The organism is Mycolicibacterium novocastrense (assembly GCF_001499835.1).
Lineage (GTDB): Bacteria > Actinomycetota > Actinomycetes > Mycobacteriales > Mycobacteriaceae > Mycobacterium > Mycobacterium novocastrense.
Genome location: NZ_LQIH01000064.1, coordinates 196,768 through 212,622 on the forward strand (window position 1 = coordinate 196,768; position 15,855 = coordinate 212,622).

Genomic DNA, 15,855 nt, shown 5'->3' on the forward strand with positions numbered 1-15,855 from the left:
ATCCACTACCGTCGAGTGATGCGGATCTCGTCGCTGACCAAGGTGATGGCCCCGCTGACCGGGTTGGTGCTGGTGTTCGCCGGCTGCTCGACCGACGAGGGCGCCGAGCCCCAGGCCGCCGGACCGTGTGCGATCGTCGCGAACGGCACCCCGGTGGTCAAGACCACCGCCGCCCCCTCTCCCGGGTCGCCGCCGACCTCCCGCGACATCTCCGTCAATCCCGAGGTGGCCACGGGTTACCGCACCGACATGACCCCGGTGCGCACCAACAGCTATTCGGTGGCCACCGCGAATCCGCTGGCCACCCAGGCCGCGTGTGAGGTGCTCCGCGACGGCGGCACCGCGGCGGACGCGCTCGTCACCGCGCAGGCCGTTCTCGGCCTCGTCGAACCGCAGGCGTCCGGTCTCGGCGGCGGCGGCTTCCTGCTCTACTTCGACGCGGCCTCCGGTGAGGTGCAGGCCTACGACGGTCGCGAGATCGCGCCGGCCGCGGCCACGGAGAACTATCTGCGTTGGGTGTCGGAAACCGACCGCACGGAGCCCAAGCCGGACGCCAGGGCCTCGGGCCGCTCGATCGGTGTGCCCGGCATCGTCCGGATGCTGACCGAAGTGCACGCCGATCACGGCACGACGGGTTGGCGCGAATTGTTCGCTCCCGCAGTGAGGATAGCCGACGACGGCTTCGACATCAGCGCGAGGCTTGCGGCGGCCATCGATGACGCGGCACCCGAACTCGAGCGCGACCGCCAAGCCGCCGAATACTTCCTCAACGCCGATGGCAGCCCCAAGACCGAGGGCACCCGGCTGACCAACCCGGCGTACTCGAAGACGTTGGGAGTCATCGCAACCGACCCCGCGTCGTTCTACACCGGCGCCATCGCCCGCGACATCGTCGCCGCGGCGGCCGACGGATCCGGTGGGCGGACGCCGAGCCTGATGACCGTCGAAGACCTCGCGGGCTACACGGTCAAGGAACGCGATCCGCTGTGCAGGCCGTACCGCGGACGGGAGATCTGCGGAATGCCGCCGCCGTCGTCCGGCGGCATCGCCGTCCTGGCGACGCTCGGCATCCTCGAACACTTCCCGATGGCCGATCACAAACCCGGTGACGTCGACCTCAACGGCGGCCGGCCGTCGGTCATGGGTGTGCACCTGATATCCGAGGCGGAGCGACTGGCCTACGCCGACCGCGACAAGTACGTCGCCGACACCGATTTCGTGCCGCTGCCGGGCGGCTCGCCCGACACGCTGCTCGGCAGCGACTACCTCGCCGGGCGGGCGGCGCTGATCTCCGAACAGCACAGCATGGGCACCGCGAAACCCGGCGAATTTGGCCCGCCGACCAGCCCCGCACCGCCCGTCCCGGAACACGGCACCAGCCAGGTCAGCATCGTCGACTCACACGGCAACGCCGCGTCGTTGACGACCACCGTCGAATCGGCGTTCGGTTCGTTCCACATGGTGGACGGGTTCCTCCTCAACAACCAGCTCACCGATTTCTCGGCCGAGCCGGCAGGCCCCGACGGCGCACCGGTGGCCAACCGGGTCCAGCCCGGTAAGCGACCCCGCAGCACGATGGCGCCGACGCTGATCTTCGACCAGGCGCAGGACCGGCCCGGGCAGCGCGGGCGCCTGTACGCGGTCCTGGGCTCGCCCGGTGGTGCCGTGATCATCCAGTTCGTCGCGAAAACCATTGTCGGAATGCTGGATTGGGGACTCGACCCGCAGCAGGCGGTGTCGATGGTCGACTTCGGCGCGGCGAACACGCCGAAGACCAACGTCGGCGGTGAGCATCCGGTCATCGACACCTCCGATGGCGGCGACCGCGACCCGCTCGTGCGGGGGTTGCGCGCACTCGGCCATCAGGTGGACCTGGCCGACCAGTCAAGCGGCCTGTCGGCGATCACCCGGGACGGCACAGGCCTCATCGGCGGGGCGGATCCGCGCCGGGAAGGGTTGGTCATGGGCGACACCCGATGACCGCACGCGTCGCCCTGCTCTGCGAAACCGACTGGCAGACATTCGCCGCCCTGCGCTTGAGGGCGCTGGCCGACTCGCTGGGTGAAAGGGATCCGAGCTACCGGGACGAGGCGGCCTTCACCGCAGCGCAGTGGCGGCGGCGGTTGCGCGACCATGCGCAGTTCGTCGCGTTCGACGGCGACCGTCCCGTCGGCATGATCGGGGCGCAGCAGGAGAACCGCGAGACCGTATACCTGTACTCGCTGTGGCTGGAACCCGCGGCGCGGGGCCGTGGCCTGGCCCGGTGGCTGGTCGCGGCGGCCGTCGACTGGGCGCGCACCAGCGACGCGCACACGGTTCGGCTGCGGGTGGCGACCGGCAATGCGGCGGCCCGTCAGGTGTACGAGAGCATCGGGTTCACCGTCGCAGCCGAGCAAACCACCTCCGGGCTCGACGAACTCGCGATGTCGCTCAGCGTGAGTTGAGGCCCTTGTAGCGCTCGACGACGTCGCGAACGCGGTCCATCGCGTCGATGGCGCGTCCCTTGTCGACGGCCTGGATCGCCATGATCGGGATGTACTCGTCGTCGGGCAGATCCACGCGCGCCCACCGCGCGCCGCGCGGGAAAGAGATGTCGACCACGTCCGACCACGGAATCGTCTTGTCACCGACGAGGTTCCGCACGGTCACACCCGATGCGCCCACGCGCAGCCGGGGCCGGGCGAACATCAGGACGACCGCGGCGATGACGACCCCCAGCAGCGCGATCGCCACCTGGTCGGCGGTGCGGAAGATCACCCCCGTCGAGCTGATCTTGAGCAATGCGCCGACCGTCACGTGCGCGGCGAGGATCACCGCTGCGGCGGCGTAAGCGAAATACGGTGCCAGATGCGGGCGTATCTCGACATCCCAGTCGGTCATGAGCCTGAACGAAGGTCGCGCAAGGTCAGCGCGGTGGACAGCGCGGCGGCCGCCGCCTGCGCCCCCTTGTCTTCAGACGACGAGGGCAGCCCGGCCCGGTCGAGAGCCTGTTGTTCGGTGTTCGTGGTCAGCACGCCGTTGGCCACCGGTGTCGACGCATCCAGCGACACCCGGGTCAAACCCTGCGTCACCGCGTCACACACGTAGTCGAAATGCGGTGTCTGCCCGCGGATCACCACACCCAGCGCCACGACCGCGTCGTGATTGGCCGCCAGCGCCTGCGCCACGACGGGAATCTCGATGGCGCCCAGCACCCGCACCACCGTCGGATTCTCGACTCCGGCGGCGACAGCCACCTTGAGCGCCCCGTCGAGCAGCGCGTCGCAGATGGTCTCGTGCCAGGTGCTGGCCACGACGGCGAGCTTGAGTCCCGATCCGTCGATGTCCGGAAGATCGGGTACGCCCGTACCGCTCACAGGGCTCCACCGAGGTCGGTCGGGCGGCGGTCACCGAGCAGGTACACACCCTCGTCGTAGTCGGCCATGGTGGTGGCCTCGTGATAGGCGTCCAGCCCGCTCAGATCGTGGCCCATCCGGTCACGCTTGGTCATCAGGTAACGGATGTTCTCTTTGTTCGCCCGCACCGGCAGCGGCACGCGTTCGATGATGTGCAGCCCGTAACCGTCGAGTCCGACGCGCTTGGCTGGGTTATTGGTGAGCAGCCGCATCGAGCGCACGCCCAAATCGACCAGGATCTGCGCTCCGATGCCGTAGTCGCGGGCGTCGGCAGGCAGGCCGAGTTTGAGGTTGGCGTCGACGGTGTCGTCACCGGCGTCCTGCAGTTGATAGGCCTGCAGCTTGTGCATGAGGCCGATGCCGCGCCCCTCGTGGCCGCGCATGTACAGCACGATGCCGCGGCCTTCGCGGGCGACCATCGCCATCGCCGCGTCGAGCTGAGGCCCGCAGTCGCAGCGCCGGGAGCCGAACACGTCACCGGTGAGGCATTCGGAGTGCACGCGCACCAAGACGTCGTGGCCGTCGCTGGTCGGCCCCGCGACGTCACCCTTGACCAGCGCGACATGTTCGACGTCGTCGTAGATGCTGGTGTAGCCGACCGCGCGGAATTCGCCGTGGCGGGTGGGTATCCGCGCCTCGGCGATGCGCTCGATGTGCTTCTCGTGCTTGCGCCTCCACTCGATCAGGTCGGCGATCGAGATCAGCGCGAGGTCGTGTTCGTCGGCGAAGATCCGCAGCTCGTCCGTCTGCGCCATCGAGCCTTCGTCTTTTTGGCTGACGATCTCGCAGATCGCACCGGCCGGCTGCAGCCCGGCGAGGCGCGCCAGGTCGACGGCGGCCTCGGTGTGGCCGGGGCGGCGCAGCACGCCACCGTCCTTCGCCCGCAGCGGCACTACGTGGCCGGGCTTGGTGAAATCGTCGGCGATGCTTGACGGATCCGCCAGCAGCCTCATCGTCGTCGCGCGGTCGGCAGCAGAGATACCCGTTCCCACACCGTTTTTCGCGTCCACCGTGACGGTGTAGGCGGTGCCGTGCTTGTCCTGGTTCACCGCGTACATCGGCAGCAGACCCAGCTTGTCGCAGATGGCGCCGTCCAGCGGGACGCAGAGGTAGCCCGAGGTGTAGCGGACCATGAACGCGACGAGCTCCGGAGTCGCCTTTTCGGCGGCGAAGATGAGATCGCCCTCGTTCTCGCGATCCTCATCGTCGATCACGACGACGGCCTTGCCCGCGGCGATATCAGCCACCGCGCGCTCAACAGTGTCAAGCCTCGTCACCACATCAGTATGAACCACCGGGGTCCAAAACTTATTGCCAGGCCGCTGAGCTGGATGTTCACCCCCGCTTTCGGCGTCGGCGGCACCGTGTGGAACCTCTGTGTATTTTCGGGATTGTTCCTCGGCCGAGTCGCCGGATGTCTACGCTACGTTTCCTGGTCACGCTCAAAGGGACTCATATGAACGCGTCACGTCTCACCGTCTCGAGGCTGCTGTTCGCCGCGTGCGCTGTGGCCGCCTCCGGTCTCTTCTTCGGAGCCGCTCCCGCGGTCGCCGAGCCCTTCGACCCCGCACCTCCGGGGCCTTCGGCCGGTGCGTCCGACGTGATCCCAGCGGTGGGAGTGCTCGAAGGGATGTGGCGGCAGTACGTGCCCCGAAACGTGGCCCCGCCCGACCAGATGGGTGCGGTCGACCGGTTCTTCAACGAATTCGTTCCGACCGCCACCCAGGTCAGCGACTTCTTCACCGTCATCCAACAGTTCCGCGGGCCGCTCGGCTACTAGCCCGGGTAAGACCGCCGGCCTGAAAGTGGCGTCGGGTCAATCGCTTTGGGGAGACAGCAGCCGCTCGACGTACTTGGCGATCACGTCCACCTCGAGGTTGACCAGCGTGCCGACCTCTGCGCGGCCGAGAATCGTGAGATCGAGCGTCGTCGGGATCAACGACACCTCGAACCAGTCGTGGCCGAGCCCGGACACCGTCAGCGAGACGCCGTCGACGGTGATGGAGCCCTTCTCCACGACATAACGCGACAGCGCGGTCGGAAGCGCGATGCGCACCACGACCCAGCGCTCCGACGGTGTGCGCGCGATCACGTGACCCGTGCCGTCGACGTGGCCCTGCACGATGTGCCCGCCGAGGCGGCTGTTCACCGCCGCCGCACGCTCGAGGTTGACCCCGCTGCCCACCCCGAGACGGCCCAGGCTCGACCGGTTCAACGTCTCGCCGATCACGTCGGTGGTGAACGTTGAATCCGGCCTCACCTCGACGACGGTCAGGCAGACGCCGTTCACCGCGATCGAGTCACCGTGGCGGGCGTCCGAGGTGACGAGCGGCCCGCGGATGGCGAGCCGGGCGAAATCGCCGAGATCTTCCTTGCCGACGACCTCGCCGATCTCTTCGACGATTCCGGTGAACACCTCGCCAGACTATCGAGAGTGCCGCCTCCTTCGACGTTGCCCCGTTCGCCCTGGCAGCGCCCCGTGCGCCGAGTCGGCGCGTCCGGACCCTTTACGATGCAGTCATGCCCACGCGCCTCCTGACGATCCTCGCCGCCCTCGTTGCCGCCATCGCCCTGCTGGCGGGTTGCTCCTCTACATCGGAGGAATCGACGAAGGACCTCCCCGACGGGGCGACCCTGCTCCAGCAGTCGAGCGAGACCACCGAGAAGCAGACCAGCGTGCACCTGAAGCTGCAGGTACAGGGCACGATCGAGAAATTGCCGATCGAGCAGCTCGAGGCCGACCTCACCAATGCCCCCGCGGTCGCCGCGCAGGGCAAGGCCAATCTCATGTTCATGGGCCAGCGTCTCGAGGGCGTGGAGTTCGTCGTCGTCGACGGCAACCTCTACGCCGCGATGAGCGCTGGCAGCGGGTTCCAGGACTTCGGCCCCGCCGCGGAAATCTTCGACGCCTCGGCCGTGCTCAACCCGGAAACCGGCCTGGCCAACGCGTTGCGCAACTTCGCCGACCCCAAGGCCGAGGGCCGCGAGACGATCAACGGCGTCGAGTCGGTCAAGGTCAACGGAAACGTCAGCGCCGACGCGGTGAACAAGATCGCGCCGCAGATCGAGGCCACCGGCCCCGTCCCCGGATCGGCCTGGATCGAAGAAAGCGGCGACCACAAGCTTCAGCAGGTCAGCCTGCAGATCGACGCCGACACCAGCCTCACCATGACGTTGTCGGAGTGGGGTAAGTCGGTAACGGTCACCAAGCCGGCGGCCTGATGGCGGTTCCAGCGCGAGCCACCAGCCACGAAGCCGCCCTGGCGGCGACGACACCGAACCGCCGCCGGATCGCGATCAGCGCGGGCAGCCTGGCGGTGCTGCTCGGCGCCCTCGACACCTATGTCGTGGTCGCGATCATCACCGACATCATCATCGATCTGGGCATCCCGATAAATCAGCTGCAGCGGGTGACCCCGATCATCACCTGCTACCTGCTCGGTTACATCGCAGCGATGCCGCTGCTGGGCCGGGCCTCGGACCGGTTCGGTCGCAAGTTCATCCTTCAGGTGAGCCTGGCCGGTTTCGCGGTCGGATCCGTCGTCACCGCGATGTCGAATGACTTGGTTCCCATGGTGATCGGCCGCACGATCCAAGGTGTCGCCAGCGGTGCGCTCTTGCCCGTCACGCTCGCGTTGGCCGCCGACTTGTGGGCCAGCCGCAACCGCGCCACGGTGCTCGGCGGGATCGGCGCCGCGCAGGAGTTGGGCAGCGTGCTGGGACCGCTGTACGGCATCGCCGTGGTGGCCGTGCTCAACACGTGGCGCGATGTGTTCTGGATCAACCTGCCCCTGGCCGCCGTGGCGATGGTGCTGATCCACTTCAGCCTCCCCTCCCGCCTGAAACCCGAGAACCCCGAACGGGTGGACGTCGTCGGCGGCGTACTGCTGGCCGTCGCGCTGGGTTTGGCGGTGATCGGGCTCTACAACCCGGCACCGGACGGCCGCAAGATCCTGCCGAGTTATGGACTTCCGGTGCTGTTGGCCGCGCTGGTGGCCGTCGTGGCCTTCTTCGTCTGGGAGCGGTACTCCCGCACCCGGCTGATCGAACCCGCCGGTGTGCACTTCCGGCCGTTCCTCGCTGCGCTGGGCGCGTCGCTGTGTGCTGGCGCGGCGCTGATGGTGACGTTGGTCAACGTCGAACTGTTCGGGCAGGGCGTGCTGGGCAAGAACCAGACCGACGCGGTGCTCCTGCTGCTGCGCTTCCTGATCGCGCTGCCCATCGGTGCCGTGATCGGCGGGTGGGTCGCGACCCGCATCGGGGATCGCCTGGTGGCCTTCGTCGGCCTGTTGATCGCCGGAGGCGGTTACTACCTCATCTCGTTGTGGGGCACCGACGTGCTGACCACCCACCACGACCTCGGGTTCGTCGCCCTGCCCGTGCTCGACACCGATCTGGCGATCGCCGGTCTCGGCCTGGGCCTGGTGATCGGCCCCTTGACCTCGGCGACACTGCGGGTGGTGCCCGCCGCCCAGCACGGCATCGCTTCGGCGGCCGTGGTGGTGGCACGGATGATCGGCATGCTGATCGGTCTGGCCGCGCTCACCGCGTGGGGGCTCTACCGGCTCAACCAGCACCTGCAGACGCTGCCGTTCCCGGCCGGCGCCGACACGCTCGCCGAACGGCTGGCCGCCGAAGCCACCCGATACCGCGAGGCCTACGTGCTGCAGTACGGCGATATCTTCCTGGTCACGGTCGTGGTCTGCGTGGTCGGCGCGCTACTGGGCCTGCTGATCGGCGGCAAGCAGGAGCACGCCGACGAACCGGCGGAAGTGGTAGACGGCGCCTAGCAGCGCTCGAGGCCGGGACGCAGCAGCGTCGGCTCGGCCGGCACGGCGTGCTCTCCGGCGGCCTCGGCGGGCTGAGCCCGGAAGGTATCGCAGATCAACGCCTTGAGGGTGCGGGGATGCATCGGGCGATAGCTGAGCCAGTCCTGCAGTGCAGTCATGGTCGTCGTCCTTTGTTCGTGCTCACCAGCGCGCAAATCGTCGGTGAAAGCGCGATTACGGAGGGCCACACGTGGCCCACTCTGGTACAAGTGTACCGACGTGAGCGCGCTGATTGACTCCTCGACGCGCGGGGTATGCGGGGCATCACACCTAACCTCAACGGAGAAATCTCATGGCAAGTTCACTGAATGGCAAGAAGATTGCGTTTTTGGTCGCTCCCGAAGGTGTCGAGCAGGTCGAGCTGACCGAGCCGTGGAAGGCCGTCGAGCAGGCCGGGGGCACCCCGGAGCTGGTGTCGACGGAGGTTGGCAAGATCCAGGCGTTCAACCACCTGACCCCCGCCGACACCTTCGAGGCCGAGAAGGCCGCCGACTCGGTGTCAGCGTCCGACTATGCGGCGTTGGTACTGCCCGGCGGCGTCGCCAATCCCGACAACCTGCGCATGAACGCCGACGCGGTCGCGTTCGCAAAGAGCTTCTTCGATGCGGGTAAACCGGTCGCGGTGATCTGTCACGGGCCGTGGACGCTCATCGAGGCGGACGTGGTGCGGGGCCGCACCCTGACGTCGTGGCCGAGCGTGAAGACCGACCTGGTCAACGCGGGAGCCAATTGGGTGGATGACGAGGTCGTCGAATGCTCGCGTGGGCCAAACACTTTGGTGTCCAGCCGCAAGCCTGATGACCTGCCCGCCTTCTGCAACACGTTGGTCAGCGCTTTCGCGAAGTAGCCGAAACCCGCTACGCCGACGGCGGTAGCCGGGGTAACGTCGCCGACATGCTCATCGCCGCGCTGCGCGACATGCAGTGGCGAAGACGGCGTTTCGTCATCGCAGTGCTGTCCACGGCGATCATCTTCGGAATGACGCTGGTTCTCACGGGTTTGGCCAACGGTTTCCAGACCGAGGCCAGGCGCACCGTCGACAGTCTGGGCGTCGACCAGTTCGTCGTGAAGGCGGGCGCATCGGGCCCGTTCGTCGGCGCCACTCCGTTCGCGCCCGTGGAATTGCGTCGTATCGCCGCGGCTCCCGGCGTCGACGCCGCCGCTCCCCTCGCCTACGCCGGCGGCACCGCGACTTTGGACGGGGATACGCGCAACGTCGACATCTTCGGTGCGCCCGAACGCGGACCGGGGATGCCGGAGGTCGTCGAAGGGCGCGCCCCCACGGAACCCGACGAGGTCGCGGTGTCGACGACGTTGGGTCGCGGGGTCGGTGACGAGGTCGAGATCGCTTCGCAGAGGTTGCGCATCGTCGGCTTGGTGGAGAACTCGACCGCATTGGCCAACCTGCCCAATGTGTTTCTCACCACAGAGGGCGCCCAGCAGTTGGTGTATGGCGGGGAACGACTGGTCGCCTCCATCGGCGTCCGCGGTTCGCTCGAGCAGGTGCCGAACGGTTATCGAACGGTCGACCGCGACGGAGCGATCGAGGACCTGCTGCGCCCGTTGAAGGTGGCCGTCAACTCGATCACCATCGTCGCGGTCCTGCTATGGATCGTGGCGGCGCTGATCGTGGGTTCGGTGGTCTACCTGTCTGCGCTGGAACGGCTGCGAGACTTCGCGGTGTTCAAGGCGATTGGGGTGCCTACCCGTTCGGTGATGGCCGGACTCGCGCTGCAGGCGGTGATCGTGGCGCTGTTGGCCGCGTTGGTCGGCGCCGGACTGTCGCTGTTGCTCGGACCGCTGTTCCCGATGCAGGTGATCGTGCCCACAGAAGCCTTCGTGGCGCTACCGGTGGTCGCGGTGGTGATCGGCCTGATCGCCAGCGCGGCGGGGTTACGTCGCGCGGTGTCAGTCGATCCCGCGCTGGCCTTCGGGGGGCCCTGAGCCGATGGGCGATCTGTCGATCCAGAATCTCGTCGTCGAATACACCAGCGGCGGGCACACCGTGCGCCCGATCGACGGCTTGAACCTCGATGTCGCCGCGGGCTCGCTGGTGATTTTGATGGGCCCCAGCGGATGCGGGAAGACAACGCTGTTGTCGTGCCTCGGCGGGATCCTGCAACCCACCTCTGGCACCATCAAATTCGGTGATGTCGAGGTGACCGCGCTCGGCGAAAATGAGCTCGCGAAATACCGCCGCGAGACGGTGGGATTTGTGTTCCAGGCCTTCAATCTGGTCCCCAGCCTCACCGCGGTCGAGAACGTGATGGTGCCGCTGCGCGCAAACGGCATGTCGCGCCGGGCTTCCCGGAAGCGGGCCGAACAGCTGCTGGGGCGGGTAGGTCTGCAGGACCGTCTCGACCACCGGCCAGGTGACCTCAGCGGCGGGCAGCAGCAGCGCGTGGCGGTGGCCCGGGCGATCGCGCTCGATCCACCGCTGATTCTGGCCGACGAGCCCACAGCGCATCTGGATTTCATCCAGGTCGAAGAGGTGCTGAAGCTGATTCGCGAGCTGGCCTCCGGCACCAGGATGGTGGTGGTCGCGACACATGACAGCCGGATCCTGCCGCTGGCGGATCGGGTGGTCGAGATGGTGCCGAACTTCGCCTCCGCCGACCGTCCGCCGGAGACCGTGGAACTGGAAGCCGGTGAGGTGTTGTTCGAGCAGGGCACCATGGGTGACTTGATCTACATCGTGGACCGGGGCGAGATCGAGATCATGCGCGAACTGTCCGGTGGCGGTGAGGAATTGTTGAAGCTGGCGGTTGAGGGCGACTACTTCGGTGAGATCGGACCGCTGTTCCACCTGCCCCGGTCGGCGACGGCCAAGGCGCGCACCGATGCGACCGTCGTGGGGTACACGGTCCAGGCATTTCGGGAGCGGCTGGGGATGGCGGGAGTGCGGGACCTGATCGAGCACCGCCCGCTGAGCGGCGAATCAGACGAGAGCCCGCTGAGCGGCGATTCAGACGAGGGCCCGCTGAGCGGCGATTCAGACGAGGGCCCGCTGAGCGGCGAATCAGACAAGAGCCCGCTGAGCGGCGAGGATCCGGCTACCCCGGAATGAGGCTCAGCAGCACGTCGGGGCCGATGGGCTCGATCCTGTCGAAGCGCCACCGCTGGGCGTGCGCGATGCTCAGCACACCGACGTCGTCCACCGCCGTGATCGGGCCACCGAGAAGGATCGGCGCGACGTAGGCCAGGATCCGGTTGATGACGCCGGCGCGTAAGAACGCCCCGGCCAGCGTGGGGCCACCCTCCAGCAGCACGTCGGTCCGATCGGACAGCGCCTTGACCACTTCGTGGGGATCGCGGGTGCGGATCACCATCGTGCGTGAGTCGTCGTTGAGAACCCTTGCCTCGTGCGAGATCTCACGTTCCCCGACGACAACCCGCAGGGGCTGACGGTCGGCGAGGGTTCCGTCGGGCAGTCGCGCCGTCAGCGCCGGATCGTCGACGAAGACGGTACCGGTCCCGACCACGATCGCGTCGGCGACGGCACGCCTGCGGTGCACGTCGGCACGGGCGGCTTCGCTGGTGATCCACTGGCTGCTGCCGTCCGCCGCCGCGCTGCGACCGTCCACGCTGGTCGCGAACTTCCATGTGACATGCGGTAATCCGGTGCGCTGTTTGTGCAACCACTCGCGCAGCGGGCCGCCGGCCACCGCGTCGGCGAGCACGCCCGCGGTCACGGCCATCCCCTCCTCGGCCAGGCGCGCTGCTCCACCCGCCGCGATCGGATTCGGGTCGGCGACCGCGTACGCGACCGCCGAAACACCCGCGGCGACAAGTGCATCGACGCATGGCGGTGTGCGGCCGTGGTGGTTGCACGGCTCGAGCGCCACGACGGCGGTGCCTCCCGCGGCGCGCTCGCCGGCCCTTCGCAGGGCGACCACTTCGGCGTGCGGGCCGCCGGGAGGTTCGGTCGCACCCACACCGGCCACCTCGCCGTCACGATCCAGAATGACCGCTCCGACCGGCGGATTGGGGTAGGTCGTACCCTTGACCTTCTCGGCCTGCTGGACCGCCAGCCGCATCGCGGCTTCGAGGTTCATGCCCGCAGATGCTTGGAGGCGGCTGCGGCCTGCCTGCGCAACGACTCCACCGCCGCGGCGGGATCCTCTGCGCTGTACACCGCCGAACCCGCGACGAAGCAGTCGACCCCCGCCTCGGCCGCCTGCTCGATGGTGTCGGCGTTGATGCCGCCGTCGATCTCGACGACGATCGTCAACTCGCCCGCGTCCACCAGCCGCCGGGCCGTACCGACCTTCACCAGCACTTCGGGGATGAACTTCTGCCCGCCGAATCCCGGCTCCACCGACATGATCAGCAGCGTGTCGAACTCCGGCAGGATCTCCAGGTACGGCTCCAGCGGGGTTCCGGGCTTGACCGAGAGCCCCGCCTTGGCGCCCGCGGCCCGGATGTCTCGAGCGACGCCGACCGGGTTGTCGGTGGCCTCGGCGTGGAACGTGACGTTGTAGGCGCCCGCTTCGGCGTACGGCGGTGCCCACCGATCGGGGTTCTCGATCATCAGGTGGCAGTCCATCGGGATGTCGGTCACCTTCAGCAGCGACTCGACAACCGGCTGACCGATGGTCAGGTTCGGGACGAAGTGGTTGTCCATCACGTCGACGTGCAGCCAGTCGGCACCGCGCACGGCCTCGGCTTCGTCGGCGAGCCTGGCGAAGTCGGCGGCCAGGATCGACGGCGCGATCAGGGGTCCTGCCATGGGCCTACCCTACTTTGAGCGCCGCGGCGAACATCGCATCGGTGCCGTGGCGGTGCGGCCACAACTGCACGTGCGTCCCAGCGCCGAGGTTGTCCGCGGGCGCGAACAGCGGCCGGGTGTCCAGCGCCGTCACGGGGTGTCGGCGCAACGCGTCGGAAACGACGCCCACGGTCTCGGCCAGGTGCGGCGAACAGGTGGCGTAGAGCACCACGCCGCCCGGACGCGTCAGCCGGATCGCCGACGCCAGAAGTTCCCGTTGCAGTTTCGCCAGCGGCGGCACATCGGCGGGCCTGCGCCGCCACCGTGCCTCGGGCCGGCGCCGCAGCGCGCCCAGGCCGGTGCAGGGGGCGTCGACGAGCACCCGATCGAAGCCGGGTTCCACACCGGGGTCGCGTCCGTCGACGCGCAGCACGTCCACGGGCAGGCCGCGGGTGTTGTGTTCGACGAGATCGGCGCGCGCGGGCGCGGGCTCCACCGCGGTGACGCGGGCGCCGTCGGGGGCCAGCGCGGCCAGCATGGCGGTCTTCCCGCCGGGGCCCGAGCACAGGTCCAGCCAGCGTCCGCCGTCGGCGCCGTCGATCCCGGCCAGGGCCAGCGCCCGCGCGACGAGTTGGCTGCCCTCGTCCTGCACCAGCGCGGCGCCGTCGCGCACCGCTTGCAACCGGCCGGGGTCACCGCCGGTGAGGTACACCGCGTACGGCGAATACCGCCCCACCGTGCCGTCGGCCTGCTCGGCCAGCTCCTGCGCGGTCAACGCGCCGGGGCGGACGGCCAGGTGCACGGCGGGCCGGGCGTCGTCGCTGGCGAGCAACGCGTCGAGCTCACCGGCGTCGGCGCCCAGCGCATCGGCGAAGGACTGCGCGATCCACCGCGGGTGCGCGTGCACGAACGCCGAATGACCGACGGGGTCGGTCACCGCGTCGGGGGCCAGTTCCGCGACCCAGGACTGCTCGTCGCGGGAGGCGATCGTGCGCAGCACTCCGTTGACGAAACCCGCACGGGCCGAATCGAACTCGATACCTGCCTGCTCGACGGTGGTGGACACCGCGGCGTGTTGTTCCACCCGGGTGCGCAGCAGCTGATAGGCGCCTAACCGCAGCAGGTCGAGCAGGACCGGGTCGATCTTGTCGGTGGGGCGGCCCGCGGCGCGACCGATGACCGCGTCCAACAGCCCCCTGGTACGGCAGGCGCCGTATGCCAGTTCGGTGGCGAAGGCGGCGTCTCGGCCGCTGATGCCGCGTTCCCGCAATAACGCCGGCAGGGCGAGGTTGGCGTAGGCGTCCTGTTCCGAGACGGCGCGCAACACGTCGAATGCGACGCGACGAGCCGGGTCCAGGGGCTTGCGTCGTTGCGGACGGTTCCTGCGGGGCTTGGTCATTCGGCTCGTGCCGAGTCGTCGAGGCGGGCGCCGCGGGCCCAGTCGGCCGCGTTCATGAGCTTCTTGCCCGGTGGCTGGATCAGCCCGAGCAGCACCGGGTCCGAGGCGGTGCCGATGCGCACGCCGTCGCGGCTGACGCGGATCGCGCCGGGCGCCAGGGCTTCTGACGCCCCGTCGATGGTGACCGGACCGACTTTGACGCGAAGGTCGCCGATCATCGTCCAGGCGCCGGGATTCGGTGTGACGGCGCGGATCCGCCGTTCGACGACATGGGCGGGCAGATCCCAGCGCACGCGAGCCTCGTCGACGGTGATCTTGGGGGCGATCGTCACTCCCTCCGATGGCTGCGGTACCGCCGTCAACGTGCCGTCGGCGATCCCGTCGAGCGTGCGCTCGAGCAGCTCGGCACCCGAAATGGACAGTCGCTCAAGGAGATCACCGGCGGTATCCGTCGGCCGGATGGTTTCGGTGACGACGCCGTAGACGGGACCGGAGTCCAGGGCGGGTTCGATGAGGAATGTCGTCGCGCCGGTCACGGTGTCGCCCGCGGCGATCGCCGCCTGTACCGGCGCGGCTCCGCGCCAGGCGGGCAGCACCGAGAAGTGCAGGTTCACCCAGCCGTGTTCGGGTACGGCCAGCAGTCGCTCGCTGAGCAGCGCGCCGTAGGCGACCACCGCGCAGCATTCCGGTGCCAGCTCCGTCAGTTCGGCGATGAACTCCTCGGAGTTCGGCTTCGACGGCCGCAGCACCGGGATGTCGTGTTCGAGCGCCAACCGCGCGACCGGCGACGGTGAGGGCTTGCCGCGCCGCCCCGATGCCGCATCGGGGCGGGTCAGCACGGCGACGACGTCGTGGCGTGGTGATTCGATGAGACGGCGCAGCGGCGGCAGGGCGGGTTCCGGGGTGCCGGCGAAGACGATGCGCACCGCGTCAGTCTAGAGACGGCGGCGGTGACGGCGTCCGGGTGCTCAGCGCGGGGTCTGGTAGTACTCGCGTTCGGACACTCCGGTCATCGGTGCGACGAACATCCAAGGGATGGTGGTGATCAACCGGTTCAGGGTCGCGACGGAGTCGTTGTAGTACTGGCGCGCGAACGCGAGCTTGTTCTCGCTGTCGGTGAGGTTCTCCTGCAGATTGAGGAAGTTGTTCGACGAGTTCAGCTGCGGGTAGTTCTGGCCGAGCGCCAACAGCGGGGCCAGCGCGGTGTCGAGCTGCTTCTCGGCGGCGCTTCGTTGTGCCACCGATGTGCCGGTGGTGGCCGAGGTCAACGCGGCGCGTGCGTTGGTGACGTGGTCGAGGATGCCCTTCTCGTGTGCGGCGAAGGTCTGCACGGTGTGCACCAGGCTGGGGATCAGCGATGCGCGGCGCGTGAGCTCGACGTCGATACCGCTGAGCGCCTCGGCGACGCGGACGTCGGCCGATCGCAGCTTGTTGTAGCCGACCACGAAGACGATGAACGCCAGCACCGCCAACACCAGTGCAATCGTCAGTAGCAGCGTCACCATGAGCCGCCCCCTCCTCCGA

The 15,855-nt window shown here is 68.5% G+C and carries 17 protein-coding genes and 1 pseudogene; 8 read left to right on the forward strand and 10 right to left on the reverse strand.

Annotated elements, in window-relative coordinates; genetic code table 11:
• Window positions 1–18 precede the first annotated feature (18 nt).
• Window positions 19–1,980: a gamma-glutamyltransferase family protein gene (locus tag AU072_RS25355; protein WP_174523815.1), complete on the forward strand. Its 1,962-nt coding sequence runs from the start codon at window positions 19–21 to the stop codon at window positions 1,978–1,980.
• Complete coding sequence (locus AU072_RS25360) at window positions 1,977–2,444, forward strand: GNAT family N-acetyltransferase (protein WP_064416294.1); 468 nt, start codon at window positions 1,977–1,979, stop codon at window positions 2,442–2,444. Before AU072_RS25355 ends, AU072_RS25360 begins: the two co-directional genes overlap by 4 nt.
• On the opposite strand, the gene AU072_RS25365 is transcribed toward AU072_RS25360, so the two are convergent.
• From AU072_RS25365 to AU072_RS25375, 3 genes are read right to left on the reverse strand one after another with little or no spacing between them, the layout of a single operon-like run.
• On the reverse strand, window positions 2,431–2,880 hold the full coding sequence (locus AU072_RS25365; protein ID WP_064416295.1) for a PH domain-containing protein: 450 nt from the start codon (window positions 2,878–2,880) through the stop codon (window positions 2,431–2,433). The two genes, AU072_RS25360 and AU072_RS25365, sit on opposite strands and share 14 nt — an antisense overlap.
• Entirely contained in the window at window positions 2,877–3,356 is a 480-nt protein-coding gene (ribH, locus tag AU072_RS25370; protein ID WP_064416296.1) for a 6,7-dimethyl-8-ribityllumazine synthase, read from the reverse strand. Before ribH ends, AU072_RS25365 begins: the two co-directional genes overlap by 4 nt.
• Window positions 3,353–4,672: a bifunctional 3,4-dihydroxy-2-butanone-4-phosphate synthase/GTP cyclohydrolase II gene (locus AU072_RS25375; protein ID WP_064348424.1), complete on the reverse strand. Its 1,320-nt coding sequence runs from the start codon at window positions 4,670–4,672 to the stop codon at window positions 3,353–3,355. The genes ribH and AU072_RS25375 overlap by 4 nt, the downstream gene beginning before the upstream one ends.
• A 179-nt stretch (window positions 4,673–4,851) precedes the next feature.
• Here AU072_RS25375 and AU072_RS25380 point away from each other — a divergent pair, with 179 nt between their 5' ends.
• Complete coding sequence (locus AU072_RS25380) at window positions 4,852–5,175, forward strand: hypothetical protein (protein WP_064416297.1); 324 nt, start codon at window positions 4,852–4,854, stop codon at window positions 5,173–5,175.
• A gap of 36 nt (window positions 5,176–5,211) precedes the next feature.
• Here the strand turns inward: AU072_RS25380 and AU072_RS25385 are convergent, their stop codons facing one another.
• The gene (locus tag AU072_RS25385; protein WP_064416298.1) at window positions 5,212–5,811 is read right to left on the reverse strand and encodes a riboflavin synthase; all 600 of its coding nucleotides are present in this window, start codon (window positions 5,809–5,811) and stop codon (window positions 5,212–5,214) included.
• Between the two features lie 104 nt (window positions 5,812–5,915).
• Between AU072_RS25385 and AU072_RS25390 the strand changes: the two genes are divergently transcribed.
• Together AU072_RS25390 and AU072_RS25395 are read left to right on the forward strand one after the other, a co-directional pair.
• Entirely contained in the window at window positions 5,916–6,617 is a 702-nt protein-coding gene (locus AU072_RS25390) for an LppX_LprAFG lipoprotein (RefSeq protein ID WP_064416299.1), read from the forward strand.
• On the forward strand, window positions 6,617–8,185 hold the full coding sequence (locus tag AU072_RS25395) for an MFS transporter (RefSeq protein ID WP_235629957.1): 1,569 nt from the start codon (window positions 6,617–6,619) through the stop codon (window positions 8,183–8,185). Before AU072_RS25390 ends, AU072_RS25395 begins: the two co-directional genes overlap by 1 nt.
• Here AU072_RS25395 and AU072_RS28380 read toward each other — a convergent pair.
• Window positions 8,182–8,343, reverse strand: a complete 162-nt coding sequence (locus AU072_RS28380; protein WP_165595637.1) for a hypothetical protein — start codon at window positions 8,341–8,343, stop codon at window positions 8,182–8,184. The genes AU072_RS25395 and AU072_RS28380 overlap by 4 nt on opposite strands.
• A gap of 173 nt (window positions 8,344–8,516) precedes the next feature.
• On the opposite strand from AU072_RS28380, the gene AU072_RS25400 reads away from it, so the two are divergent.
• The 3 genes and pseudogenes from AU072_RS25400 to AU072_RS25410 form a co-directional block, all read left to right on the forward strand.
• Window positions 8,517–9,071, forward strand: a complete 555-nt coding sequence (locus tag AU072_RS25400; protein WP_174523814.1) for a type 1 glutamine amidotransferase domain-containing protein — start codon at window positions 8,517–8,519, stop codon at window positions 9,069–9,071.
• Window positions 9,072–9,118: 47 nt separating this feature from the next.
• On the forward strand, window positions 9,119–10,168 hold the full coding sequence (locus tag AU072_RS25405; protein WP_064416300.1) for an ABC transporter permease: 1,050 nt from the start codon (window positions 9,119–9,121) through the stop codon (window positions 10,166–10,168).
• Between the two features lie 4 nt (window positions 10,169–10,172).
• Window positions 10,173–11,162: pseudogene (locus AU072_RS25410) on the forward strand (ABC transporter ATP-binding protein); the annotation flags it as partial.
• Between the two features lie 115 nt (window positions 11,163–11,277).
• Here the strand turns inward: AU072_RS25410 and ribD are convergent.
• The 5 genes from ribD to AU072_RS25435 are packed head-to-tail and all read right to left on the reverse strand — an operon-like array spanning window position 11,278 to window position 15,836.
• The gene (ribD, locus tag AU072_RS25415) at window positions 11,278–12,279 is read right to left on the reverse strand and encodes a bifunctional diaminohydroxyphosphoribosylaminopyrimidine deaminase/5-amino-6-(5-phosphoribosylamino)uracil reductase RibD (RefSeq protein ID WP_064416301.1); all 1,002 of its coding nucleotides are present in this window, start codon (window positions 12,277–12,279) and stop codon (window positions 11,278–11,280) included.
• Window positions 12,276–12,953, reverse strand: coding sequence for a ribulose-phosphate 3-epimerase (gene rpe, locus AU072_RS25420; RefSeq protein ID WP_064406030.1), 678 nt, complete (start codon window positions 12,951–12,953; stop codon window positions 12,276–12,278). Before rpe ends, ribD begins: the two co-directional genes overlap by 4 nt.
• Before the next feature lie 4 nt (window positions 12,954–12,957).
• On the reverse strand, window positions 12,958–14,331 hold the full coding sequence (locus AU072_RS25425) for an RsmB/NOP family class I SAM-dependent RNA methyltransferase (RefSeq protein WP_064416302.1): 1,374 nt from the start codon (window positions 14,329–14,331) through the stop codon (window positions 12,958–12,960).
• Entirely contained in the window at window positions 14,328–15,257 is a 930-nt protein-coding gene (fmt, locus tag AU072_RS25430; RefSeq protein WP_064416303.1) for a methionyl-tRNA formyltransferase, read from the reverse strand. Before fmt ends, AU072_RS25425 begins: the two co-directional genes overlap by 4 nt.
• A 42-nt stretch (window positions 15,258–15,299) precedes the next feature.
• Entirely contained in the window at window positions 15,300–15,836 is a 537-nt protein-coding gene (locus AU072_RS25435) for a LemA family protein (RefSeq protein WP_064348342.1), read from the reverse strand.
• Window positions 15,837–15,855: the final 19 nt, after the last annotated feature.